We start from the raw sequence: 23895 nt of genomic DNA on the forward strand, positions 1-23895 counted from the left end.
GATCCTGTTGGCCAGAACCGCTCGTTGATCTCCACGACCGTTACGGCGCGCTCGCCGCCTGCGGGAACGACGGCATCGCCGATGCGTCGGTGCCCCAGGTCGTGGCGCTCGCATCGGCCGTCATCGAATACGACAGCTTCCCGCCCTTCGCGATCTGCTCGAACGGCAGCCACGCGGTCGAGTAAGGCGCACCGTTCAGCTTCAGCGACTTCACATAGAACGACGCGCTATCGCTGGAGCCCGCTCCCGGCGCGACGATGTGCAGCAGGCGGTAGCTGCCGTCCTTCTGCCCGACGCGCACCGTGATCTTCTCGAACTGCGGGCTCGACACGGCGACGCCGCTCACGCCCGGCACGACCGGGTAGAGACCGAGCGCGGCCCACACGTACCAGCCCGAGATCGCGCCGAGATCGTCGTTGCCCGGCAGCCCGGCCGCACCGGTGCCGAACTCGTTCGCGAGCGACGCGTGCAGCACGCGCTGCGTATGCGACGGCGCACCGGCCCACGCGTAGACCCACGGCACGGCCATCGTCACTTCGTTGCCGACGTAGAAATACGGCTGCACGGTGCCGATGTTCAGGTGCGTGAAGAACGTGTCGAGCCGCTTGACGACCGGTGCGGCACCGCCAGCCCGCGCGACCACGCCGGCGAGATCGTGCGGCACGTACCACGTGTACTGCTCGGAATTGCCTTCCATGAAGCCCGTGCCGTCGGTGACCCACGCGCCGGCCGACGTCTTCGGCTGGATCGCACCCTGATCGACCAGGTTTTGCCAGTTGCCGCTCGACTTCAGCAGCGTGCCGGCCGTCGCCGTATCGCCAAGCGCCGTCGCGAAGCGCGACACCGCGAAATCGCGCACCGCATATTCGAGCGTGTTCGATGCGGTCTGGTTGTCGCCCGAGCCCGACGACGGCACGTAGCCGAGCCGGTCGTAGTCCGCGCGGCTGCCCATCACCGGCGTACCGGCGCACGCGGCGCCCGGCGCGGTGCTGCTCTTCATGATCGACAGCGCGGCCTGCGTGTCGAAGTTCGTCGCGCCGAACGCATGCGCGTTCGCGACGATGATCGAACCCGCGTCGCCCGGCATCACGGCCGTCTCGGTATTGAAGTACGCCCAGCGCGGGAACGCGCCGCACGCCTTCGCATCGAGCACGAGCGACTGCACGATGTCGCTGGTCCGCACCGGGTCAAGCAGCGCCTGCAACTGGATGAACGAGCGGTCGATGTCCCAGCCGGAGAAGTTCGCGTACATCGTGCGGCCTTTCTCCACCTGACGCGTCGGTGCGGTCGACGCACTGTTCGACGCGTAGAAATCCGGATACTGGCCGTTCACGTCGTTGAACACGTTCGGGTGCAGCGACGCGTGATACAGCGCGGTGTAGAACTTCGTCTTGTCGGCGTCGCTGCCGCCCGTGACCTGGATCGCGTTCAGGCGCGCATTCCAAGCGGCGCTTGCCGCGCTGCGCACTTTGTCGAAGCGCCAGTTCCGGCTGCCTTGCGCATCCGTTTCCGGATTCTCCGCGCGCAGGTTCGCCTTCGCGTTCGCTTCGCTGACGAACGAGACGCCGAGCTTCATCATCACGTCGGGATGCTTGCGGTCGACATTGAAGGTGACGGTCACGGGGCTGTTGTTCGACAGCGCCGGCTTCGCCGCGAACGGCTGGCTGAATTCCGCGTAGTAGTAGACAGGCACCGCATGTCCGGCCCAGCAGAATCCGCCGCCCGCGATCGTGCCCGACAGCGCGCGGTCGCCGACCTGGCTGATCGTGTCGCGCGTCGTGCCTTGCGCGCGATTGTTCAGCACTGTCGGATCGATCGCGATCGTCGCTTGCTGGCCCTGCGCGAGCGCTGGATACGTGAAGCGCGCGAAGCCGGTGCGCACCGTCGTCGTCAGCTCGGCCTTGATGCGGTTGCCGAGCGTGACGCCGTAGTAGCCGGCCTGCGCGGTTTCGTTCGCGTGAGTGAAGCTGGCCGGCGTGCCGGCGTCGCCGGGCGCGAGTTGCGGCATCACGTTCAGGTAGCCGCCGTTGGCCCAGCAGCCGGTGCCGCTCAGATGCAGGATGCTGAACGCATTGATCGACGTATCGCCGTACCAGTAGCCACCGGAAAAGCCGGAGCCGTCGCCCTTGCTGCTGTCGTATTGGGCAGTCGGCGTCATCGGGCTCCATTGCATCATCCCGAACGGGACGGTGGGCCCGGGGAACGTGCCGCCGCCGAGGCCCGAGCCAACCGGGTCGGCCGGCTGGTCGGTTGCGTAGTCGGTGCCGATCAGCGGATTGACGTACTGCGCGACGCGGAGGTCGGCGTTTTTCTCCGACGCTTCGTTGCCGTTGCTGTTGTCGTTTTCGTTGCTGTTGTCGTTGCCGCCGTTGCCGTTTTCATTGCCTTGCGATTGCGCGGCAGCCGACATGTTTGCAGCCGCCACCGACGGCGAATCGCCATCGCCGCCGCAAGAAGCCAACGCAACACACAGCGCCAACAGCGCCGTTCCCCACCCCCAGTTCCTCGACATCGCCTGTCTCCGTATCGTTCTTGAATCAGGATGTTGATTCGAACTACTGAGCTTTGAATCAGGATGCTTTTGATGAATTCCGCTTGCCCGGCCGATCGGTCGAAAATCCCGGGTGCGTGTCGTTATTTCCGAATTCGCACACCTGGAAAACAATGCGCCGGCATGTCGAAATGCCGGCGCCCAGGAACGGACAATGGGCACAAGCGTGCCCAAATAAACGTGTTTTCTCTACCCCGTGTTTTTACGAATTTTTATTTTGTTTATCTAAACGAGCGGCAATTGATTCAGTTTTTATGCGGAATGGGGGTTTGAATGCACGATTGGCGATCAAGGCTGCTTCGGCAGATCGACATAGTCTTCGAGTTCGCCCGCGATATAAAGCCGCTTGCCGACTCGCGGGTATTCGCAGACATCGTGTTCGAGCCGTTGCCCGCCGACGAGCAACTCCAGCGGCGTATCGCCGGTGTTCTGCACCGTATGCGCTTCACCGCCGCGCGGAAAGCCCAGAAAATCGCCGGGCCCGATTGCCTCGGTGCGCTCGCCGATCGTGACCGCGCCCGTACCGGACAGCACGTACACGAACTCTTCTTCGTACAGGTGACGGTGATACTCGGCCGATTCGTGACCGGGCATCAGCGTGAGCAGGTGAATACCGAATTGCGTCAGGCCGGTCAGGTCGCTGAGTTGTCGTTTGAGACGAACGGCATTGGGATTCAGCGAATGCACCGCACGCGCCGGTTCCATCTTCGCGATATCGGCGGCCTTCAGCAGTTCCCGGGGAAAGGGAGTCGACATGGGGATCTCACAAGCGTGAATGGTTCGGTTGAACGCTGCGCCCGCGTGGCGCGCTCAGCGGCCATTGTCCGACATTTTCACGCTTGCAGAGATGTCGCGAACCGCGCCATCGCGCGTGGCTAGCGCGCGCAATCGGCCAGCAGGTTCGCCAGTACCGACGCGCCTTGCGCGAGGTGCACCGGATCGGCATCTTCCGCTTCGTTGTGGCTCAAGCCGGCCTTGCACGGCACGAACACCATCGCGGAAGGCGCGACGTACGACAGGTTCACCGCGTCGTGTCCCGCGCCGCTGCACATCTCCTTGTACGGATAGCCGGCGGCAGCCGTTGCCTGCCGCACGCGCTCGACGCATTCCGCATCGAACACCACCGGCTCGTATTCGGCGATCGTCTGCACCTGCACGCTGGTGCCGCGCAGCGCGGTGCGCTCAACGCAGATCGCTTCGATGTCGGCGACCAGTTGCTGCAACGCCGGCCGCGACGGGTGGCGCACGTCGACGCTGAAGCGAACCTTGCCCGGAATCGTGCTCGGTGAGTTCGGCTGGCACGCGACATGGCCGACCGTCACGCGCGCATCGTCGTCGAACGCGTGGCCGTGCTCGACGATCGCCGCGATCATCGCGGCCGCCACGCCCATCGCGTCGCGGCGCACGCTCATCGGCGTCGTGCCCGCATGCGACTCGAAGCCGGTCACCGTGACGTCGAGTTCGTAGATACCCTGCACGCCCGTCACGACGCCGATCGGCAAACCGGCCTGCTCCAGCACCGGCCCTTGCTCGATATGCGCTTCGAAATACGCTTTCGGCATCTGCCGCTCGCGCGCGGGACCGGCGAAGCCCGTGCGTTCGAGTTCGTCGCGCAGCAGCGCGCCTGTCTGCATGCACGGGCGATCCAGTGCGTAGTCGAGATCCAGCGCGCCGGCATAGACGGCCGAGCCCATCATGCCGGGCGTGAAGCGCGAACCCTCTTCATTGGTCCACGCGACGACGTCGATCGGATGCCGCGTCGCGATGCCGTGCTCGTTCAGCGTACGAATCGCTTCGAGGCCCGCGAGCACGCCATAGACGCCGTCGAAACGCCCGCCGAGCGGCTGCGTGTCGAGATGGCTGCCGCACGTCACGGCCGGCAAGCCGGGTTCCGTGCCCGGCCGGCGCGCGAACACGTTGCCGATCGGATCGATGCGGATCTTGCAACCGGCTGCTTCGCACCACGCGATGAAGCGGCGCCGGCCGAGCGCTTCGTCGTCGCTCAGTGCGAGCCGGCAACTGCCGCCGTGCGCGGTCGCGCCGATCGTCGCCATCTCCATCAGCGAATCCCACAGCCGTTGCTGGTTAACGAGAATCATCGTGACCGCTCCTGAAAAGCACCGAGCATATACACTCGACCCAATAAGAAAAATCCAAGATTTCGTTGTGGACGATAACTTTTTCTTGTCACCCGGCGTTCCGCCCGGAACCCCGCGCATGCTTCGCATTCGGACCGATCATTCATGAAGCTCAAGCAGCTCGATGCGTTTCTCGCGGTCGCCGAGCATCGCACTATCCGCGGCGCGGCACGCGCGCTCGGCGTCACGCAACCGGCGATCAGCAGCATCGTGCGCGAGCTCGAACAGGAACTCGGCGTACCGCTCGTCGTGCGCAGCGTGAAGGGGATTGCGCTGACCGACTATGGCAGCGCGTTTGCGATTCGCGCGCGGCTGATCGTCGAGGAGATCCAGCGCACGCGCGACGAAATCGAGCAGTTGCGGCTGGGCACGACCGGCTCGGTATCGATCGCGGTCAGCCCAACGGTCGCGCTGACGCTCCTGCCGCGCGCGTTCGCCGCGTTCTCTCGCGACCTGCCCGGCGCAACGCTGAACGTCGACGATGCGCTGACCGCGACGGATCTCGCGCGGCTGCGCGACGGCTCGCTCGACTTCATCGTCACGCATCAGTTGTCGAACGCGATGCCGGACCCCGACGAATTCGCGAGCATTCCGTTGTTCCGGACGGCGTTCGCGGTCGTCGCGCGAAACCGGCATCGGCTCGCGCGCGCCCGCTCGCTGCGCGAGCTCGTCGATGCGCAATGGTGCGTGCCGCGCTACGGCGACGGGGGAGACGATCTGGTGCGCTCGATCTTCATGCCGTTCGGCATCGATGTGCCGAAGCGGGTGGTCCATTGCCCGTCGTTTGCCGCGACGCTCGGGCTCGTGTCGCAAACGGACGCGCTCGGTGTGTTCGCGCGGCCGCTCGCCGACGTCGAACGCAAGTCACGCGGCATCGTCGTGCTGGATCTCGCCGAGCCGATGCCCGCGTTGACGGTCGCGATCGTGATGCGGCGGCATGCGTTGCTGACGCCGGCCGCGCTGCATTTCATCGAGTGCCTGAAGGTTGCGGCCGAGGCGGTTGCGGGGAACGCGTTTCCCGACTCGGTGGGCTGACGATTCGGGGTATGCGGTGCGCGTGATTGTGTGAACCTCCGCGCGCGCTGCCGCCACTCAACGCACGTGCACGCCGCGCAGTTTCGTCAGCAAGGCCACGAGACGATCGATGTGCGCGTCTTCGGTGCGCCACGACGACACGCTGATCCGGAACGCCGGCCGCCCTTGCCACACCGTCGCGCCGAACCACACGTCGCCCGACGCCTGCGCGGCCGCGAGGATCGCCGCCGTTTCATCGTCGGTGCCGGCGCGCACGAGCACCTGGTTCAGCACGACGCGGTTCAGCACGTCGTAGCCGGCGGCACGCAGCCCGTCCGCGACTCGCGCCGCCTGCGCGCAATGCTGCTCGACCATCGTGGCGACGCCGGCGCGGCCGAGCGAACGCAGCGCGGCCCACACGGGGATGCCGCGCGCGCGCCGCGAGAACTCGAGGTTCAGGTTCTTCTGCGCGTCCTGTGCGCCGCTCAGGTAGACGGCATCGCTGTTCATCGCGGTCGCGAGCGCGGCCGCGTCGCGGCAGATCACCATCGCGCCGTCGTACGGCGTGTTGAGCCACTTGTGGCCGTCGGTCGTCCAGCTGTCTGCGCCGTCGATGCCGTCCGTCAGCACGCGCTTCGACGACGCGCGGGCCCACAGGCCGAACGCGCCGTCGACGTGCACCCACGCACCGGCCGCCTTCGCGGGCGGAATCAGCGCCGCGAACGGATCGAACTCGCCGGTGTTCACTTCGCCCGCCTGCACGCAAAGGATCGTCATGTCGTCGAGCGGCGGCAATTGCGCCGGGTCGATGCGGCCGTGCGTGTCGACCGGCGCGATGATGAGGCGCTTCATCCCGAAACCGAGCACGCGCAGCGCCTTCTTCACCGTGATGTGCGCAAGCTCGGAGATCACGACCTTCACTTCAGGTGCGCCGATCAGGCCGTCCGCGTCGACGTCCCAGCCCTTGCGGGCGAGCAGCGCGCGCCGCGCGGCCACCAGCGCGACGAGCGTGCAGGCCGTCGCGCTCGTGCCGAAACCGACCGCGCTGCCTTCAGGCAACCCGAGCACGTCGACGACCCAGCGCGCGGCCTGGCGCTCGATCGTCGCGGCCACCGGTGAATTCGCATACGACGACGCGCACTGGTCCCACGCGAGCATCAGCCGCTCGGCCGCCGCCGCCGCCGGCAACGCGGCGCCGATCACGAAGCCGAAGTAGTTCGGTCCGTTCGACGCGACGGTCGCGGGCGTGCCGTGCTCGTCGAGCAGGCGCAGCACGTCGTCGGCCGGGCGGCCCGTGTCGGGCAGCGGCTCGTCGAACGCCGCAAGGCCGGCCAGTGCGGCCGCGTCGGGAAACGCACGCCGCTCGTTCGTCGCGGCCAGATACGCGTGCGCGCGCCGGTCGGCGTCGGCCAGCAATGCAAGTTCGTCCATGTCGGTTGCCTCAGTGGGAGTCAGAGTTGCAAAAGATCGCGGCCGAGCTGCTCAAGCGCGCCATCGATCCGCTTGTAGTACGTGAACTTGCCGGCGCGGGTCGCCTGCACGAGCCCGGCATCCGCGAGGATGCGCATGTGGCGCGTGGTCGTGGCCGGCGCGATGCCGAGCTTCTCGGTGATGTACGTGCAGCACACGCCGAGTTCGTCGAAATCGCCGTGCGGCTGCGGCGGGAAATGCTTGCGCGGCTGCTTGAGCCAGCGCATCACGGCCAGGCGGCTTTCGTTGGCCAGTGCGCTGATGCGGGTGACGTCGTCCATGGGAATGCGGAGTTCGATTAACGTTTCGAATATTAGCTAAATGACGAAATGTGTGCAATCGATCGAGCGCCGGTTTCAGCCTGCGACTGTCGTACTCGCAATCGTCACGCCTGCCTTCGATGCGATCACGTCCGGACAGACGCTGCAACGCTCGACGGACCGACTGAACCCTGCCCGTTACCCCGCGCCCAGCGCCTGCGCCAACCTGTCGATCAGCGCGCGCACGCGCCGTGGTTGCACGGCGTTGCCCGGATAGACGATCTGCAAGTCGACGTCGCCCGGCGAGAACGCGCGCAAAACTTCGACGAGCGCGCCGGACGCCAGATCCTGTTCGACGTCGACCAGCGACTTCAGCGCAACGCCATGCCCCGCGACGCACCACGCGCGCACGAGCGAGCCATCGTTGGCCACCCGCCGGCCGCGCACCGTCACGCGCCTGAGTTCGCCATCGATGCTGAACGGCCATTCGGCATACAGGTCCGGCCCGAAGCGCATCACGATGCAGTCGTGCGCGGCGAGATCGTCCGGATGCTGCGGCGTGCCGTGCGCCGCGAGATACGCGGGCGACGCGCACACCACGCGCCGCGCGCGGCCGAGCGAACGGCTGCGCAGCGAACTGTCGGCAAGCACCCCACGGCGGATCGCGAAATCGAGCCCCTGCCCGACGACATCGACGTAACCGTCGCCGAGATGCAGGTCGACCGTGACGCCCGGATGCTCGGCGAGGAACGCGTCGACCACCGGCACTACCCGCTCGCGGCCGAGATCGGCCGGCGCGCTCAGGCGCACGGGGCCCGACAGCGTCTGCACGCCGAGCCGCACACGGCTTTCGAGTTCGTCGGCTTCGGCGAGCAGGCGCCGCGCGCCGTCGACGAGCGTGCGGCCTTCGTCGGTCAGGCTGATCGCTCGCGTCGTGCGCGTGAGCAGCGCCGCGCCGTAGTGGCGCTCGAGCGCGGTCAGCCGCTCGGACACGGTGGCCGGCGACAGCCCGAATTCACGGCCCGCCGCGGCCAGTCCGCCCTTCTCCACGATGCGCAGGAACAGCGCGAGATTGTCGAGCAGCATTATTCGCCTCGTCCGAACGATATTTTCGAAGTCTGCCCAATTATCCGAAATATCCGCAAGCGATACAGTGTGGCAACACCTGGCCACGCGGCCGCCCCTCGACACTTCGATCACCCCAAGGAAACCCGCCATGGAATACCGCACCCTCGGCCGCTCCGGCCTCAAGGTTCCCGTCCTGAGCTTCGGCGCCGGCACGTTCGGCGGCACCGGCCCGCTGTTCAGCGCATGGGGCAACACGGGCGTCGACGAAGCGCGCCGCCTGATCGACATCTGCCTCGAAGCCGGCGTGAACCTGTTCGACACGGCCGACGTGTATTCGGACGGCGAATCGGAGCGCGTGCTCGGCGCCGCGATCAAGGGACGCCGCGACCAGGTGCTGATCTCGACGAAGACGGGCCTGCCGACCGGCAGCGGCCCGAACGACGCAGGCACGTCGCGCGCGCGGCTGGTCCGCGCCGTCGACCACGCACTGCGCCGCCTCGACACCGACTACATCGACCTGCTGCAACTCCATGCGTTCGATGCCAGCACGCCGGTCGAGGAAGTGATGTCGACGCTCGACGATCTCGTGCGCGCGGGCAAGCTGCGCTACATCGGCGTGTCGAACTTCGCGGGGTGGCAGATCATGAAGTCGCTGGCAGTGGCGGATCAGCACGGCTGGTCGCGTTACGTGGCGAACCAGGTCTACTACTCGCTCGTCGGCCGCGACTACGAGTGGGACCTGATGCCGCTCGGCGCCGACCAGGGGCTCGGCGCGCTCGTCTGGAGCCCGCTCGGCTGGGGCCGGCTCACCGGCAAGATCCGGCGCAATACGCCACTGCCCGAAGGCAGCCGCCTGCATGAAACGGCCAGCTTCGGGCCGCCGGTCGACGACGCGCGCCTGTACGACGTGGTCGATGCGCTCGACGCGATCGCCGAGGAAACCGGCAAGACCGTGCCGCAAATCGCGCTGAACTGGCTGCTGCAGCGCCCGACGGTATCGTCGGTGATCATCGGCGCGCGCAACGAGGAACAGCTGCGGCAGAACCTCGGCGCGGTCGGCTGGGCACTGACCGATGCGCAGGTCGCGACGCTCGACGCGGCGAGCGCGGTGGAAGCGCCTTATCCGTACTTCCCGTATCGCCGCCAGCAGGCGTTCGCGCAACTCAATCCGCCGCTGCGCGGGTAAGCGTGACGGCCTCCCTTTTCACGGGAGGCTTGCAAATTCGAGCGTTGCCCCGGAACCATCCAGACTCGACAAAACGGCGGCCAGCGTTCACATTGACATATCGGTAAATCTCGATATACTCGCTGCCCATGGAATTGCTCGACATCTTCAAAGCCCTCTCGAACCGGACACGCCTTGAAATCCTGCAGGGTTTGAAGGATCCCGTGAAGAACTTCCCGCCGCAGGATGAAGGGGACGTTCATACGGTGGGCGTCTGCGTCAGCAGTATTCAGGAAGGCGTCGGGCTGTCGCAGTCGACGGTGTCCGATTACCTTGCGACGCTGCAACGAGCAGGCCTGGTGGAAGTCAGGCGCATCGGCCAGTGGACCTACTACAAGCGCAACGAAGCAGCCATCAGCGCGCTGGCCAGGACCATCGGGAAAGACCTGTAATTTTTTGCCCCATGATATCGATAATTCCCGATATCCCTTTTTATCGAAACGAGGATATGCAATGAAAGCGCTGTTGCTCAAGTCATTTGGCGGCCCGGAATCATTCGAACTGGGCGACGTGCCCAAGCCGGTGCCGCACGCGGGACAAGTCCTGGTCCGGGTCCATGCCACCTCCATCAACCCATTGGATTACCAGGTCCGACGGGGTGATTATCCGGACCTGGTGCCACTTCCGGCCATTACCGGACACGACGTATCGGGTGTGGTCGAAGCCGTCGGGCCGGGTGTGACGGCCTTCTCGCCGGGAGACGAGGTCTGGTGCACCCCGCAAATCTTCGACGGGCCTGGCAGCTATGCCGAGTACCACGTGGCTGCCGAAAGCATCGTCGGGAAGAAGCCGCCGTCGCTGAGCCATCTCGAGGCGGCAAGCCTGACGCTGGTTGGCGGGACCGTTTGGGAAGCACTGGTCGTGCGTGCGGCGCTGCGCGTGGGGGAAAGCATTCTGGTACACGGCGGCGCGGGAGGCGTCGGCCATGTGGCGATCCAGCTCGCCAAAGCCATCGGCGCAAGGGTGTTCACGACCGTGCGCGAAGCAAACGTCGAGTTCGCCCGAAGCCTGGGTGCGGATGTGGTCATCGACTACGAAAAGGACGATTACGTCGACGCCGTCATGCGAGACACCGGTGGCCGCGGCGTCGACGTCGTGTTCGACACCATCGGCGGCAACACCCTGTCGCGCAGCCCCGATGCGCTCGCCCAGCTTGGCCGCGTCGTCACGATCGTGGACATCGCCCAGCCGCAAAACGTCATTCAGGCCTGGGGCAAGAACGCGAGCTATCACTTCGTGTTCACGCGACAAAACCGCGGCAAGCTGGATGAGTTGAGCGCGTTGATCGAGCGTGGACAGCTGCGGCCACACGTGGGTGCGGTCTATTCCCTTGCCGACGTTCCGCTCGCGCACGCGCTGCTCGAACGCCCCAACAACGGGGTTCGAGGAAAGATCGCGATTGCAGTCGAGCCGTCGGCTCATTCCGAACATGGTGGCGGCACCCAAGGGGCGTGATCTTTTTCTTGCATGTTGACCGTAGCGAGTGGCGCGGGATTCGCGGTGAGTCGCGAGCATCAGGGTTGCACGGGGGCTGAACCCGACAGACCCAAGCGCAGCCGACGCGATCACCGCAGGTTCTGACGGACGGCCAACAGCGCGAGAATCGTGCGGATCGTGGCACCATGAAATGCCGACGTCATGGGCCTACCCATGGGGCCTCGAACTTCCTATCGTAGAGACCTGCGACGCGCCTGCCGGATCGGCGGCGCGCCCTCTTCTCATCGACAGGTCCGCCAACATGAACGCCAACGACACCGGACTGACCGTACGCGCGGTCACGGAAAACGACTACGACCAGTGGCTGCCGCTGTGGGACGGCTATAACCGCTTCTACGGCCGCTTCGACGACACGGCGCTGCCGCTGCGGGTCACACAACTCACGTGGTCGCGCTTCTTCGACGGTTACGAACCCGTGCACGCGTTCGTCGCGGAGCGCGACGACAGGCTCGTCGGACTCGTGCATTTCCTGTATCACCGCAGCACGACGCACATCGGGCCGACCTGCTACCTGCAGGACCTGTTCACGCTCGACAGCGAGCGCGGCAAGGGCGTCGGCCGCGCGCTGATCGAAGCCGTGTACGAGGCCGCGCGTGCGCATCGCGCCGAACGCGTGTACTGGCAGACACACGAGACGAATCACACGGCGATGCGGCTCTACGACACCGTCGCGGCAAAGCCGGGGGCTGTGCTCTACCGGAAGGAGTTGTCGCGCTGAGCGGAACGGCGAAACGTGGGCAAGCGCCATGTCACGGATTACCCGGCCCGATTGAAGGCCACGATCGCTTCCGGGAACAGCCGCTTCGGCAAACCCGGTAGCCCCGGGGATACAGGATCATCCTTTCGGTCGGTTGTTGTGTCCCCGGGGCTACCAAATCAATCCATCGGCCGCGCCTTGACCCACAAAAACAGCGGCACGCGCGCCCACTGCTTCAACTGGTCCGTATCCGCCTGATCGGGCGGCGGCTCGCGCAGCGACACGATCGCGAACCCGGCCGCTTCCAGCGCTTCCATGTACGCCTGCAGCGGCAGCGACCAGCCCGCGAAGTGCATCGACAGCCCGTCGCGCGTTTCCACGCCGTCGAAGTGCTCGCGCCCGAAATAGCTACCCTTCAGCACGAACGGCGCATCGGGTTGCGGCCCCGCGAAGCTGCCACGATCGCGGAATGGGTGCACGAGCGAGATGAACAACGTCCCGCCCGGTTTCAGCACGCGGCGCGCTTCGTTCAACGCACGCTGCATGTCGTCGAGGTCCATCAGTACGTTGTACGCCATCACGAGATCGAAGCTGGCCGCGTCGAACGGCAGCGACGCCGCGTCGGCCAGCTCGTAGCGATGTGCGGAATCCGCGTGACGCGCGGCGTCGAGCATCGCGGGCACCACGTCGGTCGCGGTCACGTCGTAGCCGAGCGCCTTCAGCTCGCGGCTCACGCGGCCTTCGCCGCAGCCAATCTCCAGCGCGCGGCCGGTGTCGCGACCGATATACGCCGCGAGCCCCGCGCGGTATTTCCAGAACGCATCGTGCCCCGGCTTGCCGGCCCAGCCGATCCATTGGTCGGCAACCTGTGTCCAGTGTTCGGTGATGGCTGTCGTGTCGGTCATGCGCGCTCCCGTCCGGCGTTCGTCGTTGGCCCAGGATGCGCATGGTAAGCCGAAGCGGCGGCACGTGTGAGCGGGGTGCGCCGCGCAGCCGGTTTCCGTTTCCGGCGGCGACGTTCTACAGTGACATAAAACAATCTGCGCCGCCGCGCGTCGCTGCCGCTCGTCGATGCGCACCCGATTCCGAGGAAATCCCATGCCGAGCATCCTGGCCACGCCCGCCAATCTCCCGCCCAGCCCCGTCGCGTCGGAAACGCGCATGGTGCACGACGTCGCCACGCTGAAGCCGTCCGACTATCGTTCGGCGGACGGCGCGTCGTGGGTCATCTCCACCCTCACGCCGGCCGCGGACAGCGGCACGAACGTGACCGGCACGACGTACTTCGACACCGCGAAAGGCCAGACCGTCCCGGTGCCCGACGCGCGACGCCGCTATGCGAATCGCGGCACGTGGCAGGTCGTCGCGAGTTCGAGCCCGTCCGTGCCGGCCACCGGCCGCTACGACTGGCTGACGCTCGCGTGGCTGCCGATCAACCGGCGGCCGCTGCCCCAGACGCCCGAACACCTGTATTCGCCGTTCATTCGCGGCGGCACGATCGTGTATCGCTGGAATCCGGCGGCGGAAGGCGGCGAGCAGTTCGGCAACGTGCGGATGATCTTTCCGGAATGGACGCAGCAGGTGGCCGATGCGTTGCGGGCTGCGCCAGCGGCGTCGCCGGACGGGGCCAGCGCGTCGGCCGTATCGTCGGCGCTCGATCGCCTGAAAGCGGACACGAATCCGATGACCGCCGTGCTCGACTTCAGCGATGCACTGCGCGATGAACCGGTCGAGCGGATCGTCGCGCGGCTGCCGGAGCTGCTGCGGGTGAAGGATCTGCACGAACTGTCGGCGATCGTGTTCCTGTGCCTCGCCGGATCGCGCGCGGAAGACCGGCCGCGCTTCGCTGAAATGATCAACGGGTCGATCGCATCGACCGACGACAGCGCGCGGCTGCTCGCGATCGCGTATGGCGCATTCGCGGCCGGCCGGGCGCGGCCTTATCCGTTCAACGACGCGGGGCAGACGGCGCGTATCAACGACGTGTTCGGTGCGTTGAAGCGGCGGACGGCGGTACTCAATGTGCCGGTCGGAGAAGGCTCGCCCTGGTATGAGTTCTTCACCGCGTATCGGCTTGGCGGGGCAGTGTCCGGCAACGGACAGTGATCGCCCACCGAGGTCAGCCCCGCGACAGCAAGATCCGATCACCGGTATCCGAAACCTCTCGCAACTCGGTTGCCCGGTTTTTCATCGGCGCATAACGCCGCGACGAATAAATGCCGATTCGGCTTTCGATCTATTCGACCTTTGGTATCGAATCGGCCCGTGCTAGATTTCCGCCCGGCCAAAGAGCCATTTCAAATAACCCGAACTAAAAAGACCAAATCATGAAATCCGTATTCCGTCATGCCGCGCTGGCATTGGTGACGATCAGCTTCCTGTCGGGCTGCGCGAGCAGCGTGACACGCGAGGCCAGCGATCAGCCGGGGGCGATCGCGACTGCATCGACGCCCAAATTCGGCACGAAGCCCGTGATCGTGAATGTCACGCTCGACAATGCCGCGCAGGAAGCGCTGAAAGACAATCTGAAATTCAGCCCCGACAACCTGAAAGGGAAAATCGAAAGCGCACTGGCCGCACGCAAGCTGCTGGCAACGGCCGGTTCGACCGATGCGATGCACCTGAACGTCGAAGTCACCGGCATTCGCGTGCGATCGAGTTTCTCGGCCGTCATGTTCGGCTTCATGGCCGGCAACGATCACGTCGACGGCACCGTGACGCTCACCGATGCCGACAATCATCCGGTCGACCGCTTCAAGGTGTCGGCATCGTATGCGCTCGGCGGTATCGCCGGCATCGACAGCCTGCGCATGGACTGGCTGTACGAGAAATTCACCGAGAAGACGCTCGCGACGCTCGATCCGGTGACCGCGGCCACGCAGGCCGACACGGCACCGGCAGCATCGAAGAAGCTGTAAGACCCGACGCCCGACGAATCGCGGATGCGCGGCCCGTCGGGTAACGGCGGTGGATCACATGCCACCGCCAGCGAATGGTCTCGTCGGTCGCGAACCGACCGCCATGCGATGCGCGAGTGAGTGCCCTGTGTTCGCATCTGGCAGCGGTCCTGTTCCGTTTAGTCAGCCGATATCAATCGGATCGCGGCCGCGCCCACCGACCGCCACAAGACACTCACGCCCGCTCGCACGGCGATAAAAAAGCGGCCGCTCGCGGGAGGAGCGGCCGTCAAGGAAAGATCCCTGTTCGGGATGCCGGAGGACACCACATCTCACCGGTATGCGTATTGTTGACGACCGCTATTCCGCTGACCATCAGACTGGTCTGATTCGCGGCCCTTCCGCATGAAAATCACGCAGTCCTGATCCACGCGCGTTCACCGAATCCGCAACGCGCCGTTACGTTCTCGACGGGAACCCCCATACGCGGCAACCTGTCGAATCGCCGCACGACCGTCGACGGCTTCATCGCCGTGGCGGACAATCCCCTCTCCAGCCCCGCTCGATCACGTCCGCCCTTTCATGCTGAGCATTGGTCCCTTTTCGATCCGCGTCGTCGCGGTAGCTGTCGCCGCGCTGCTCGCGTGGCTCGTCGCCCGTTTCATTCAGCGTCGCCCGCCGGATGGACATCACAAGACCGCGTCGAGCCTGATCCTCGATACCTTGCTGTTCGGCCTGCTCGCCGCGCGTATCGGCTACGTCGCGCAGTGGTGGCGCGAGTACGCCGCCGCGCCGCGCTCGATCATCGCGCTCGGCGACGGCGGCTTCGACTGGCGCATCGGCCTCGCGGCCGGGATCGTGTTCGCGGGCTGGCGCCTGCGCCGCCTGTCCGCGCTGCGTCGCCCGGTGATGGCCGGCATGCTCGCGGGCATCGCCGCATGGGGCATCGCGCAAGGCACGCTCGCCACGTTGCAGCATGGCGCGCCGCCGCTTGCCGCGTTGCAGCTCGAAGCGCTCGATGCCACGCCGGTGCCCGTGCAACGCTTCGCGGGCAAGCCCGTCGTCGTGAACCTGTGGGCCACGTGGTGCCCGCCGTGCCAGCGCGAAATGCCGATCCTCGCGCAAGCGCAGCAGGATCATCCGGGGATGACGGTGCTGATGGTCAACCAGGGCGAAGACGCGCAAACGGTGCGCGCGTTCCTCGAACAGAAGGGGCTGCGGTTCGATCACGTGCTGCTCGACCGCACGCTGCACGCGATGAAAACCTACGGTTCGCGCGGGCTGCCGACGACGCTCTTCTTCGACGCGAAAGGCAATCTCGTCGAATCGCACATGGGCGAGATCACCACCGCGCGGCTGAAGGATGCCGTCGCGGACCGCTTCGGCCAGTAACGCGCGTCTCGTCCAAAGAACCGCGGCAACGGCGTCGTCACATCCGCGCCTCTACCGCGGCCAGCCGGGCCGGGAGATGTTCGAGCAACGCATCGACGGCGGCCCGGACTTTCAGCGGCAGATGCAGCGTGTAGGGCCACACTGCCTGGATCGGAAAGATCACGCCCGGCCGATCGGGCAACAGCTCCCGCAACACGCCGCCGCGCAGCGCGTCACGCACCAGCCAGTACGGCAACCACGCGATGCCCAGATCCGCGACGGCCGCATCCATCAGCGCGCTCAAATCGTCGGACAGCAAACGAACGGCGGGCTGCAGCTCCACGCGCTGGCCGTCGACGAACACGCGCCAGCGATGCACCTGGCCGAAACGCGTATAGGCCAGCGCCTTGTGCCGTTCGAGTTCTTCATAGGTCGTGGGCTCGCCGCAGCGGCTCAGGTACGCCGGTGATGCGCAGAACGCCATCCGGTGCTCGCCCAGCGGACGCGCCACCAGCTCGCTGCTGTTCGGCAACGTGCCGACGCGCACCGCGAGATCGAAACGCTCTTCGACCAGGTCGACGGAACGATCGCTGAACGACAGGTCGAGATCGAGTTCGGGATGCGCCTTCGCCAGCTCGATCAGGATCGGCGCCACACAAAGATGACCGAAGAGCGTCGGCATCGACACGCGCAGGCGCCCCTTCATCTGCCATTTGCCAGTTTCCAGCAGTGCCTCGCCCGCCTGGATCTGCTCCATCGCGCGCAGGCAGTGGTCGTAGAACAACGCGCCTTCGTCGGTCAGGCTCTGGCTGCGCGTCGTCCGCTGAAACAGCACGACGCCCAGCCGCTCCTCGAGGCGCGCGACGCTCTTGCCGACCGCCGATCGCGTGATGTGCAGCTTCTCCGCGGCTTCCGCAAAGCTGCTCGCTTCCGCCGCAGCGACGAAAACGTCGATGCCCTTCAGGTTGTTTCGCATGCGATTAGGGACAAATACGCTACACAGTGCGTCGATCTTATCGCTTTTGGCGATAAAAGGTGGCTGATAGGATCGATTTCAGTCCTCACATTCGCAACGGAGCACCCCGCATGGCCCGGATCCTCGTCCTCAAATCCAGCATCAACGGCAGCCAGTCGCAAACCAGCACGCTGATCGACACGTTCCTGGCCGAGCGCCAGGCCAACGGCCACGCCGACGACGTGATCGTGCGCAATCTCGTCGACGCCGACCTGCCGATGCTCGACAGCGAGCTGTTTCACGCGCTGCGCGGCGCAGCCAACCCGAGCGAGCGTGCGCAACGCGCGATCGTGCTGTCGGACGAACTGATTGCCGAACTCAAGGGCAGCGACCTGCTGCTGATCGGCGCGCCGATGTACAACCTCAACGTGCCGACCCAGCTGAAGAACTGGTTCGACCTCGTCGCGCGTGCACGCGTGACGTTCCGGTACACGGAGACCTACCCTGTGGGGCTCGTCGAAGGCATCAGCGCGATCGTGTTCAGCTCGCGCGGTGGCGTGCACGTCGGCCAGGACACGGATGCGGTCACGCCGTACCTGCGCGCCGTGCTCGGCCTGATGGGTATCGTCGACGTGGAATTCGTCTATGCCGAAGGGCTCGACATGAAGCCGCACGGGTTCGACGCGGGGCTGGCGGACGCACGCCGGCAGATGGACGCGCTGCATGCGTGAACCGGAACGTACGGCGACGTTCCCGAGCAAGGTCGGGCGTTACCTGCACGACGTGAATGACATCGCCGTGCAACGCACAGCTGGCGAATCGAAGCATTCGACCGACACGCTTTCTGACATATCGCCAATGAAGTAACGACGCGGCCCGCCAGCGCAATCGCCGTGGAATCGTTGCGCAGCAAGCATGCAAGACATCGGTGTGGCCGTCGGCACCGACGGAGACACTCCAGACCAGCTCCTGACAACGGTCGATCTCGGCTAGAGTGGTCGCACGTTTTCGCTTGGAATATCAGGTCATTTCGTCATGCCAATCATTTGACGGGATGCCGATCGAAATTCGCTGCGTAAACGAGCGCGGCCCGCTGGTGTTAGAGCACCTGCAGGCCGCTGACCACAACCCACTCATCATGGGAGTCAGTCATGGCTGACGCGAATCATAACGCACCGGTTCGTTTTCACGATTGTTTCGTGCCCCCTCGAACGTCTTTTCAGACTCGCCGCATCGTTCCGCACCTCAAGCTCGCCGACATGGCACCGCCGGTCCTCCATCTGTGGATGAAGCTGTCCAGCCACTGGATCGAGGCAGCGGGTTTCGATCCCGAGCAGCCGTTGAAGATCGAGGTGATGCACAAGCGGCTGGTGATCACGCCGATCGAAGACAGGCGCTGCGACGATTTCGGGAAGGGTGTCGATCACGCAACAGCACCGTCGCGATCGAATTTTTTGGTGATCACGGGAGACGCGCAATGAATCGCAACGACTCGCCCCAACGCGCCGGCAACTTGCCGGCTGACTTCGAACTCGATGACGCAGGTGCACTGTCGGCCAAGTCTGCACTGGTCCTGAAGGTCAACGCGCTGATCGTCTCGCGCGGCCTGAGCGAAGACGAGGCTGCGGCGCTCGCAGAGATGGCCCGGCCGGTCGTCACGCCCGAGCAGCGCGAAAGGCTCCGGAACGTTTCGCTGGAACTGCTGATGCAGACGCTGGCGTCGTTGGGCCAGCATGTGGAAATCGTGGTGCGACCGGCGGGGCCACCGCGTTCGGCAGGCATCACCGTATCGGTCTGACAACCGGCGGAATGATCGATACGTAATGTGTGTGGCGGCCGGGCCCGGCCGCCGCCGAATGTTCGTCACAGTCGAGCGAGCGCAACGTACCGGCTCTCCACGATCATCCTCGATACACCGACGACGTACTGATCGCCCCGGGGTCCGGCTACGGCCCTGAACTGACGGTCAAGGCTGCGAAAACACCATCACACGCCCTTGCACACGCTGGAGCTTCAGCCAGCCCATGTCGGCGGTGAAACGCAGTTGCTGCAGCGGGAAGTCGAACTGCGCCTCCCCGGCGGCGCTCACGACCGCCTGGGCGATCCAGCGAATCAGCGCCTTCCCTTCGTCGGTCGTCACGCTGCCGTTCTGCACGCCGTAAAAATAGCGGTTCCCGGCGTTGACCTCGTTCTGCAGCTGCATCCAGTGCCCCGGCAACCCCTGCAGGGTCCGGAACAGGTCGGCAACCCGTTGCGTCGTGAGGCCGCGCGCCCACAGCGCGCCGTTCGCAGCCGGCCGTGCCAGGTTGTGGCGATCCGCCGCCTGGGCCTGCTCCTTGATCTGTCCCCTCAGGGAATCATCCTTCGACATGCCGCACTCCTCATGGTGATCGGCGCGGGAGAACAGCCTCGCGCGCGCCGCATGCACGATACGCTCATTGTGAGAAGTCATCGCCTGTCAGCTATATCAGGCTTCAATATCGGGCGTCTGTCCCCATCACGCCTTCTTCTTTCCCCTGAGCAGGAACGCCGCCGCCGTACATCCCGCCATCGCGACACCCGCGATCAGGAACGTATCGCTATACGCCATCAGCAGCGCCTCGCGCATCACGCGCTGGTTCACGAGCGCGAGTGCCAGCTCGTGCACGCCGCCGGTCGACGAACCCGGCAACGCATCGGCACGCGGCACATGCACGCGCGACAGCAGCCGTGTCAGCATCGCCATGCGTTCCTGAAAGGCTTCCGAGAACGGCGAAACGGCCTCGCCGATCCGCATCGCGTGCAGCTTCTGCCGCTCGACGACGATCTGGCTTGCCACCGCGATGCCGATCGCGCCGCCGACGTTGCGCACCATGTTGAACACGCCGGATGCCGAACCGAGCTGCGCCTTCTCGATTCCGTCGACGGCCATCACCGACAGCGCGATCACGACCAGCGACTGCCCGATCCCGCGCACGACGAGTGACGGCACGATCACGTTCGATGCGGCGTCGGCGGTCAGGTGGATGTTCATCAGGCAGCCGGCCGCGACGAGCGCGAAGCCGAGCACGATCGTCGTGCGCGGGCTCGTGCGGCGCATCAGCGGCGGCGTCAGGAACGACATCACGAACTGCACGAGCCCGTACGGGATCATCGCGAGGCCGATGTCGCGCGCGCTGTAGCCGTGCAGCTCGGCGAAGTAGTTCGGCACGAGGAACACGACGCCGAACACCACCGCGCCGAACAGGAACTGCATCAGGCTCGCGATCCCGAAGTTGTAGCGGCCGAGCAGCCGCAGGTTGATGAACGGCGCCTTGCGCCGCAGTTCGATCGCGACGAACGCAACGAGCCCCGCCACCGCGACGATCGACAGCTCGACGATCAGGTCGGACGCGAACCAGTCCTTGCGACCGCCCTCCTCCAGCACGATCTGCAGCGCGCTCAGGCCGAGCGCCATCGTCGCGATCCCGAACCAGTCGGCCTGCCGCAGCTTAGACAACTGCACGGGCACCGGGCGGATCGCCCACGCAATCGCCGCGATCAGCGCGATCGCGGGCGGAATCTGCAGATAGAAGATCCAGCGCCACGAATACATGTCGGTGAGCCAGCCGCCGAGCGACGGCCCGGCCGCCTGCGCGACGTTGTTCGCGACCGCGAACAGCGCCATGCCGAGCGGATGCTTCGACGGCGGCAGCTCGGTGACGATCAGCTGGAACGACAACGGAATCAGCACGCCACCGAATGCGCCCTGCAGCGCACGCGCGACGATCATCGACGAGATGGTCGGCGCGACCGAGCATGCGATCGAAAACACAAGGAACCCGGTTGCGCCGACGAGCAGCACGCGGCGCGCGGAGAACACCTGCACGAGCCAGCCGGTGAGCGGAATCACGACGATCTCGGCCACGAGGTAGGCAGTCGAGATCCACGAGCCCTCCTCGAAGCTCGCACCCAGCGACCCGCGGATGTCGGGCAGCGACGCGTTCGTCACGTGCACGTTCATCCCCGCCATGAAGCAGCCGAACACGCCGCCGAGCACCGCGACCCACGCACGCAGCGACACGGTTTCGTCGTGCACGGCCTGCACGACCTGCCCGGTTGCGGCCGTCACGAACCGGCTCCCGGCGCGCCGCGCGTATCGACGCGCGCGATCACCGACATGCCGGGCCGCAGCACCAGGCCCGACGGCGGCGCATCGAGGCGGATCTTCACGGGCACGCGCTGCACGATCTTCGTGAAGTTGCCGGTCGCGTTGTCGGGCGGCAGCAGCGCGAATTCGGCCCCCGAGCCCGGTGCGAGCCCGAGCACGCGGCCGTGCAGCGTGCGGCCCGAGTAGGTATCGACGTCGATCTCGACCGGCTGCCCGTCATGCATCGCGCCGAGCTGCGTCTCCTTGAAGTTCGCGACGACGTACACGTCGCGCAGCGGCACGACCGCGAGCAGCGGCATCCCGACCTCGACGTACTGGCCCGCGCGCACCGCGCGCTGGCCGATCGTGCCGTCGCGGGTCGCGCGGATCACCGTGTGCTCGACATCCAGTTGCGCCAGCGCGAGCTTCGCGCGGGACGCCGCGAGCCGCGCACGCGCCTGCTCGATCGCAGCCGTGCTCTGCGCGCGGCGTCGGCGCAGCACAGTCTGCTGGTCGTCCTGCGCACGCACGGCCGCACTCGCGCGGGCCAGTTCCGCGCGTGCCTTCAGCGCATCGGCATGCGCCTGTTCCCAGCGCTGCCCGCTGGCAGCCGATTCGGCAAGCAGTTGCTGGTAGCGCACCGCATCGGCATCGCGCCGCGTGGCTTCGGCACGCGCGGCGGCCGCGTCGGCCTGCGCCTGCTCGATCACGCTGCGCTGCTGGCCGACCTGCGCGTCGAGCGTCGCGGCCGCGGCTTCCTCGGCCTGCAGCGTCGCGTCGGCCGCGGCGACGGCCGCCTGCGCATCGTCGAGTTTCGCGCGATAGTCGCGATCGTCGAGCGTGACGAGCACGTCACCGCGTTTCACGGGCTGGTTGTCGTCGACGGCCACGCGTGCGACATAGCCGGCCACGCGCGGGCTGACGGTCACGATGTCGGCGCGTACGTACGCATCGTCGGTGTGCTCGATGAAGCGGCCGACCGTCCACCAGCGCCAGCCGAACCCGGCCAGCGCGATGACGGTGATGAAGACGCCGGCGGCAATCCAGTGGCGCCGCGCGAAACGGGCGGATTTCTCGGGTACGGCTGTGGTGCTCATGATCGGAATCGGAATGGTTGAGTGCGAGCGGATTGACGTGCGGATTCACGAACGGCCGGCTAGCGCTGCCAGCCGCCCCCCAGTGCCTTGAAGACGGCGACCTGATCGAGCGCGACCTGCTGCGTCGACGCGGCCAGCGCGGCATCGACCGCGACGAGGCTGCGCTGCGCGTCGAGCACGCCGAGAAAATCCAGCGCGCCCGCGTCGTAGTTCAGTTCGGCGAGCCGGTAAGCGCGTGCGTGCTCGGCACGCGCGGTGTCGAGCGCGGCCTTGTGGCGCCACTCGGCGCCATAGCGGGCGAGCGCCTGCTCGGTTTCCTTCAGCGCGCGCAGCACCTGTGCATCGAACGACGCACGCGCGGCGGCATCGTCCGCGCGGGCCTGCGCGAGCTGTGCGCGGCTCGCGGCGAGATTCGGAAAGCGCCAGGTGATCAGCGGCCCGACGCCCCATGCGATCGCGTACTTGTCGCCGAGCGATGACGGATCGCCGGTCGTCGACAGCCAGTTCACCGAGCCGCCGAGCACGATCGACGGATACAGCTCGGCCGTTGCGACACCGATCCGCGCGTTCGACGCGGCGAGCCGCCGCTCGCTCTCGCGCAGGTCGGGCCGGCGCCGGAGCAGCGCGGCGCCGTCGCCGACCGGAAACGGCCGCGCCAATGCCGGCGTCGCGTGACAGCGCGCGGCCGCGTCGGGAATCGCGCCGGGCGCGTGCCCGGTCAGCACGGCCAGTTCAACCAACGCGGCGCGGCGCGCGCCTGCGAGCGCAGGCAATTCGGCGCGCGTGTCGTCGGCGAACGCGCGCGAGCGCGCGACTTCCAGATCGGACACAAGGCCGTGCGCACGTTGCCGCGCGGTCAGTGCGGCGAGGCGATCGGCGATCGCGACCGAGCGCTCGGCAACGTCGATCCGCTCGCCGTACGCGCATGCCTGCGCATAGGCGGCGGTCGTCTCGGCAGCCACCGCGACGCGCATCGCATCCGACGCAGCCTGCACGGCCTCCGAATCGGCGCGCGCGGCATCGACGAGATGGCCGACGCGCCCCCACAGATCGACTTCCCACGACACCGCGAACGACGGCGCGAATCCCCAGCGCGTACGCGCATCGGTGCCCTTTGCACTCGCGACAATCTGGTCGGGCGCGTGCTTGCCGTAGTCGACGCCGAAGCCGGCTGTCGTGTCGGGCAACCGCGCGGCGCCCGCTTCGTCGAGCACGGCCCGCGCCCGCGCGACACGCGCCGCGGCCACCGCGAGATCGCGGTTCTGCGCGAGCGCTTCGCGCACGAGTGCGTCGAGCACCGGATCGTCGAACAGTTGCCACCAGCGATCGGGCAACGTGCCGCCGGACGCGACGGGCGCATCGGCCGCCGCGTCGAACGGCGCCGCTCGCGCTGCATCGGCCACCGGCGGACGGTACGGATCGCCGACCGAGCAGGCGGCAAGCATCGCGGCGCTCAGCAACGCGGCGGCAACGGACGAACGAAAGGAAACCGGAGGAAAGGACGAGGCGTGCATCGTGCAAGGGCTGTCGAACAAACGATGGGCCTA

23 protein-coding genes are annotated in these 23895 nt (G+C 66.4%); 11 read left to right on the top strand and 12 right to left on the bottom strand.

Features of this window, described 5'->3' with window-relative positions:
- Nucleotides 1-40: 40 nt before the first annotated feature.
- The 3 genes from BCEP18194_RS37240 to BCEP18194_RS37250 all read right to left on the bottom strand — a co-directional run bounded on the left by BCEP18194_RS37240 (nt 41) and on the right by BCEP18194_RS37250 (nt 4650).
- Complete coding sequence (locus tag BCEP18194_RS37240) at nt 41-2512, bottom strand: GH92 family glycosyl hydrolase (RefSeq protein WP_011356497.1); 2472 nt, start codon at nt 2510-2512, stop codon at nt 41-43.
- A 327-nt stretch (nt 2513-2839) separates the two neighbouring features.
- Complete coding sequence (locus BCEP18194_RS37245) at nt 2840-3307, bottom strand: cupin domain-containing protein (RefSeq protein ID WP_011356498.1); 468 nt, start codon at nt 3305-3307, stop codon at nt 2840-2842.
- A 119-nt stretch (nt 3308-3426) separates the two neighbouring features.
- On the bottom strand, nt 3427-4650 hold the full coding sequence (locus tag BCEP18194_RS37250; RefSeq protein WP_011356499.1) for a Zn-dependent hydrolase: 1224 nt from the start codon (nt 4648-4650) through the stop codon (nt 3427-3429).
- A gap of 144 nt (nt 4651-4794) precedes the next feature.
- Between BCEP18194_RS37250 and BCEP18194_RS37255 the strand changes: the two genes are divergently transcribed.
- Nucleotides 4795-5724 (top strand): LysR family transcriptional regulator, encoded by a 930-nt coding sequence (locus tag BCEP18194_RS37255; RefSeq protein WP_011356500.1) that lies wholly within the window; start codon nt 4795-4797, stop codon nt 5722-5724.
- A 57-nt stretch (nt 5725-5781) separates the two neighbouring features.
- Here the strand turns inward: BCEP18194_RS37255 and BCEP18194_RS37260 are convergent, their stop codons facing one another.
- From BCEP18194_RS37260 to BCEP18194_RS37270, 3 genes are all read right to left on the bottom strand, one after another.
- Nucleotides 5782-7134: a pyridoxal phosphate-dependent decarboxylase family protein gene (locus BCEP18194_RS37260; protein WP_011356501.1), complete on the bottom strand. Its 1353-nt coding sequence runs from the start codon at nt 7132-7134 to the stop codon at nt 5782-5784.
- A gap of 20 nt (nt 7135-7154) precedes the next feature.
- Entirely contained in the window at nt 7155-7454 is a 300-nt protein-coding gene (locus tag BCEP18194_RS37265) for an ArsR/SmtB family transcription factor (RefSeq protein WP_011356502.1), read from the bottom strand.
- Between the two features lie 177 nt (nt 7455-7631).
- Entirely contained in the window at nt 7632-8519 is an 888-nt protein-coding gene (locus tag BCEP18194_RS37270) for a LysR family transcriptional regulator (protein WP_011356503.1), read from the bottom strand.
- Nucleotides 8520-8649: 130 nt separating this feature from the next.
- On the opposite strand from BCEP18194_RS37270, the gene BCEP18194_RS37275 reads away from it, so the two are divergent.
- The 4 genes from BCEP18194_RS37275 (at nt 8650) to BCEP18194_RS37290 (ending at nt 11941) form a co-directional block, all read left to right on the top strand.
- Nucleotides 8650-9687, top strand: a complete 1038-nt coding sequence (locus BCEP18194_RS37275) for an aldo/keto reductase (RefSeq protein ID WP_011356504.1) — start codon at nt 8650-8652, stop codon at nt 9685-9687.
- 128 nt (nt 9688-9815) lie between these two features.
- Nucleotides 9816-10118 carry an ArsR/SmtB family transcription factor gene (locus BCEP18194_RS37280; RefSeq protein WP_011356505.1) on the top strand — a complete coding sequence of 101 codons (303 nt, stop codon included), beginning with the start codon at nt 9816-9818 and terminating at the stop codon, nt 10116-10118.
- A gap of 61 nt (nt 10119-10179) precedes the next feature.
- On the top strand, nt 10180-11181 hold the full coding sequence (locus tag BCEP18194_RS37285; RefSeq protein WP_011356506.1) for a zinc-dependent alcohol dehydrogenase family protein: 1002 nt from the start codon (nt 10180-10182) through the stop codon (nt 11179-11181).
- 283 nt (nt 11182-11464) lie between these two features.
- The gene (locus BCEP18194_RS37290; RefSeq protein ID WP_011356507.1) at nt 11465-11941 is read left to right on the top strand and encodes a GNAT family N-acetyltransferase; all 477 of its coding nucleotides are present in this window, start codon (nt 11465-11467) and stop codon (nt 11939-11941) included.
- A 158-nt stretch (nt 11942-12099) separates the two neighbouring features.
- On the opposite strand, the gene BCEP18194_RS37295 is transcribed toward BCEP18194_RS37290, so the two are convergent.
- Complete coding sequence (locus BCEP18194_RS37295; protein ID WP_011356508.1) at nt 12100-12825, bottom strand: class I SAM-dependent methyltransferase; 726 nt, start codon at nt 12823-12825, stop codon at nt 12100-12102.
- 193 nt (nt 12826-13018) lie between these two features.
- Here BCEP18194_RS37295 and BCEP18194_RS37300 point away from each other — a divergent pair, with 193 nt between their 5' ends.
- The 3 genes from BCEP18194_RS37300 (at nt 13019) to BCEP18194_RS37310 (ending at nt 16209) form a co-directional block, all read left to right on the top strand.
- Entirely contained in the window at nt 13019-14026 is a 1008-nt protein-coding gene (locus tag BCEP18194_RS37300) for a hypothetical protein (protein ID WP_011356509.1), read from the top strand.
- Nucleotides 14027-14247: 221 nt separating this feature from the next.
- Nucleotides 14248-14838 carry a DUF4410 domain-containing protein gene (locus BCEP18194_RS37305; protein ID WP_011356510.1) on the top strand — a complete coding sequence of 197 codons (591 nt, stop codon included), beginning with the start codon at nt 14248-14250 and terminating at the stop codon, nt 14836-14838.
- Between the two features lie 561 nt (nt 14839-15399).
- Nucleotides 15400-16209 carry a TlpA disulfide reductase family protein gene (locus BCEP18194_RS37310; protein ID WP_011356511.1) on the top strand — a complete coding sequence of 270 codons (810 nt, stop codon included), beginning with the start codon at nt 15400-15402 and terminating at the stop codon, nt 16207-16209.
- A gap of 37 nt (nt 16210-16246) precedes the next feature.
- On the opposite strand, the gene BCEP18194_RS37315 is transcribed toward BCEP18194_RS37310, so the two are convergent.
- Nucleotides 16247-17164, bottom strand: coding sequence for a LysR family transcriptional regulator (locus tag BCEP18194_RS37315; RefSeq protein WP_011356512.1), 918 nt, complete (start codon nt 17162-17164; stop codon nt 16247-16249).
- A 110-nt stretch (nt 17165-17274) separates the two neighbouring features.
- Here BCEP18194_RS37315 and BCEP18194_RS37320 point away from each other — a divergent pair, with 110 nt between their 5' ends.
- The 3 genes from BCEP18194_RS37320 to BCEP18194_RS37330 all read left to right on the top strand — a co-directional run bounded on the left by BCEP18194_RS37320 (nt 17275) and on the right by BCEP18194_RS37330 (nt 18941).
- Nucleotides 17275-17874, top strand: coding sequence for an NAD(P)H-dependent oxidoreductase (locus BCEP18194_RS37320; protein WP_011356513.1), 600 nt, complete (start codon nt 17275-17277; stop codon nt 17872-17874).
- A 420-nt stretch (nt 17875-18294) separates the two neighbouring features.
- Nucleotides 18295-18624, top strand: coding sequence for a SymE family type I addiction module toxin (locus tag BCEP18194_RS37325; protein ID WP_011356514.1), 330 nt, complete (start codon nt 18295-18297; stop codon nt 18622-18624).
- Entirely contained in the window at nt 18621-18941 is a 321-nt protein-coding gene (locus BCEP18194_RS37330; RefSeq protein WP_011356515.1) for a helix-turn-helix domain-containing protein, read from the top strand. The genes BCEP18194_RS37325 and BCEP18194_RS37330 overlap by 4 nt, the downstream gene beginning before the upstream one ends.
- Nucleotides 18942-19109: 168 nt before the next feature.
- On the opposite strand, the gene BCEP18194_RS37335 is transcribed toward BCEP18194_RS37330, so the two are convergent.
- From BCEP18194_RS37335 to BCEP18194_RS37350, 4 genes are all read right to left on the bottom strand, one after another.
- A complete protein-coding gene (locus BCEP18194_RS37335; protein WP_011356516.1) occupies nt 19110-19514 on the bottom strand; it encodes a hypothetical protein in 405 nt (134 codons plus the stop codon).
- Nucleotides 19515-19640: 126 nt separating this feature from the next.
- The gene (locus BCEP18194_RS37340; protein ID WP_011356517.1) at nt 19641-21233 is read right to left on the bottom strand and encodes a DHA2 family efflux MFS transporter permease subunit; all 1593 of its coding nucleotides are present in this window, start codon (nt 21231-21233) and stop codon (nt 19641-19643) included.
- Nucleotides 21230-22348, bottom strand: a complete 1119-nt coding sequence (locus BCEP18194_RS37345; RefSeq protein ID WP_011356518.1) for an HlyD family secretion protein — start codon at nt 22346-22348, stop codon at nt 21230-21232. The genes BCEP18194_RS37340 and BCEP18194_RS37345 overlap by 4 nt, the downstream gene beginning before the upstream one ends.
- Before the next feature lie 59 nt (nt 22349-22407).
- On the bottom strand, nt 22408-23862 hold the full coding sequence (locus BCEP18194_RS37350; protein WP_011356519.1) for an efflux transporter outer membrane subunit: 1455 nt from the start codon (nt 23860-23862) through the stop codon (nt 22408-22410).
- Between the last annotated feature and the right edge of the window lie 33 nt (nt 23863-23895).

Source organism: Burkholderia lata (genome assembly GCF_000012945.1).
GTDB lineage: Bacteria > Pseudomonadota > Gammaproteobacteria > Burkholderiales > Burkholderiaceae > Burkholderia > Burkholderia lata.

Coding starts and splice junctions, on each gene's coding strand:
- BCEP18194_RS37265 (WP_011356502.1), bottom strand. CDS start 7,454: ATGGACGACGTCACCCGCATCAGCGCACTGGCCAACGAAAGCCGCCTG.
- BCEP18194_RS37300 (WP_011356509.1), top strand. CDS start 13,019: ATGCCGAGCATCCTGGCCACGCCCGCCAATCTCCCGCCCAGCCCCGTC.
- BCEP18194_RS37305 (WP_011356510.1), top strand. CDS start 14,248: ATGAAATCCGTATTCCGTCATGCCGCGCTGGCATTGGTGACGATCAGC.
- BCEP18194_RS37345 (WP_011356518.1), bottom strand. CDS start 22,348: ATGAGCACCACAGCCGTACCCGAGAAATCCGCCCGTTTCGCGCGGCGC.
- BCEP18194_RS37320 (WP_011356513.1), top strand. CDS start 17,275: ATGGCCCGGATCCTCGTCCTCAAATCCAGCATCAACGGCAGCCAGTCG.
- BCEP18194_RS37240 (WP_011356497.1), bottom strand. CDS start 2,512: ATGTCGAGGAACTGGGGGTGGGGAACGGCGCTGTTGGCGCTGTGTGTT.
- BCEP18194_RS37290 (WP_011356507.1), top strand. CDS start 11,465: ATGAACGCCAACGACACCGGACTGACCGTACGCGCGGTCACGGAAAAC.
- BCEP18194_RS37295 (WP_011356508.1), bottom strand. CDS start 12,825: ATGACCGACACGACAGCCATCACCGAACACTGGACACAGGTTGCCGAC.
- BCEP18194_RS37270 (WP_011356503.1), bottom strand. CDS start 8,519: ATGCTGCTCGACAATCTCGCGCTGTTCCTGCGCATCGTGGAGAAGGGC.
- BCEP18194_RS37285 (WP_011356506.1), top strand. CDS start 10,180: ATGAAAGCGCTGTTGCTCAAGTCATTTGGCGGCCCGGAATCATTCGAA.
- BCEP18194_RS37280 (WP_011356505.1), top strand. CDS start 9,816: ATGGAATTGCTCGACATCTTCAAAGCCCTCTCGAACCGGACACGCCTT.
- BCEP18194_RS37325 (WP_011356514.1), top strand. CDS start 18,295: ATGGCTGACGCGAATCATAACGCACCGGTTCGTTTTCACGATTGTTTC.
- BCEP18194_RS37310 (WP_011356511.1), top strand. CDS start 15,400: ATGCTGAGCATTGGTCCCTTTTCGATCCGCGTCGTCGCGGTAGCTGTC.
- BCEP18194_RS37275 (WP_011356504.1), top strand. CDS start 8,650: ATGGAATACCGCACCCTCGGCCGCTCCGGCCTCAAGGTTCCCGTCCTG.
- BCEP18194_RS37255 (WP_011356500.1), top strand. CDS start 4,795: ATGAAGCTCAAGCAGCTCGATGCGTTTCTCGCGGTCGCCGAGCATCGC.
- BCEP18194_RS37330 (WP_011356515.1), top strand. CDS start 18,621: ATGAATCGCAACGACTCGCCCCAACGCGCCGGCAACTTGCCGGCTGAC.
- BCEP18194_RS37250 (WP_011356499.1), bottom strand. CDS start 4,650: ATGATTCTCGTTAACCAGCAACGGCTGTGGGATTCGCTGATGGAGATG.
- BCEP18194_RS37315 (WP_011356512.1), bottom strand. CDS start 17,164: ATGCGAAACAACCTGAAGGGCATCGACGTTTTCGTCGCTGCGGCGGAA.
- BCEP18194_RS37350 (WP_011356519.1), bottom strand. CDS start 23,862: ATGCACGCCTCGTCCTTTCCTCCGGTTTCCTTTCGTTCGTCCGTTGCC.
- BCEP18194_RS37245 (WP_011356498.1), bottom strand. CDS start 3,307: ATGTCGACTCCCTTTCCCCGGGAACTGCTGAAGGCCGCCGATATCGCG.
- BCEP18194_RS37335 (WP_011356516.1), bottom strand. CDS start 19,514: ATGTCGAAGGATGATTCCCTGAGGGGACAGATCAAGGAGCAGGCCCAG.
- BCEP18194_RS37260 (WP_011356501.1), bottom strand. CDS start 7,134: ATGGACGAACTTGCATTGCTGGCCGACGCCGACCGGCGCGCGCACGCG.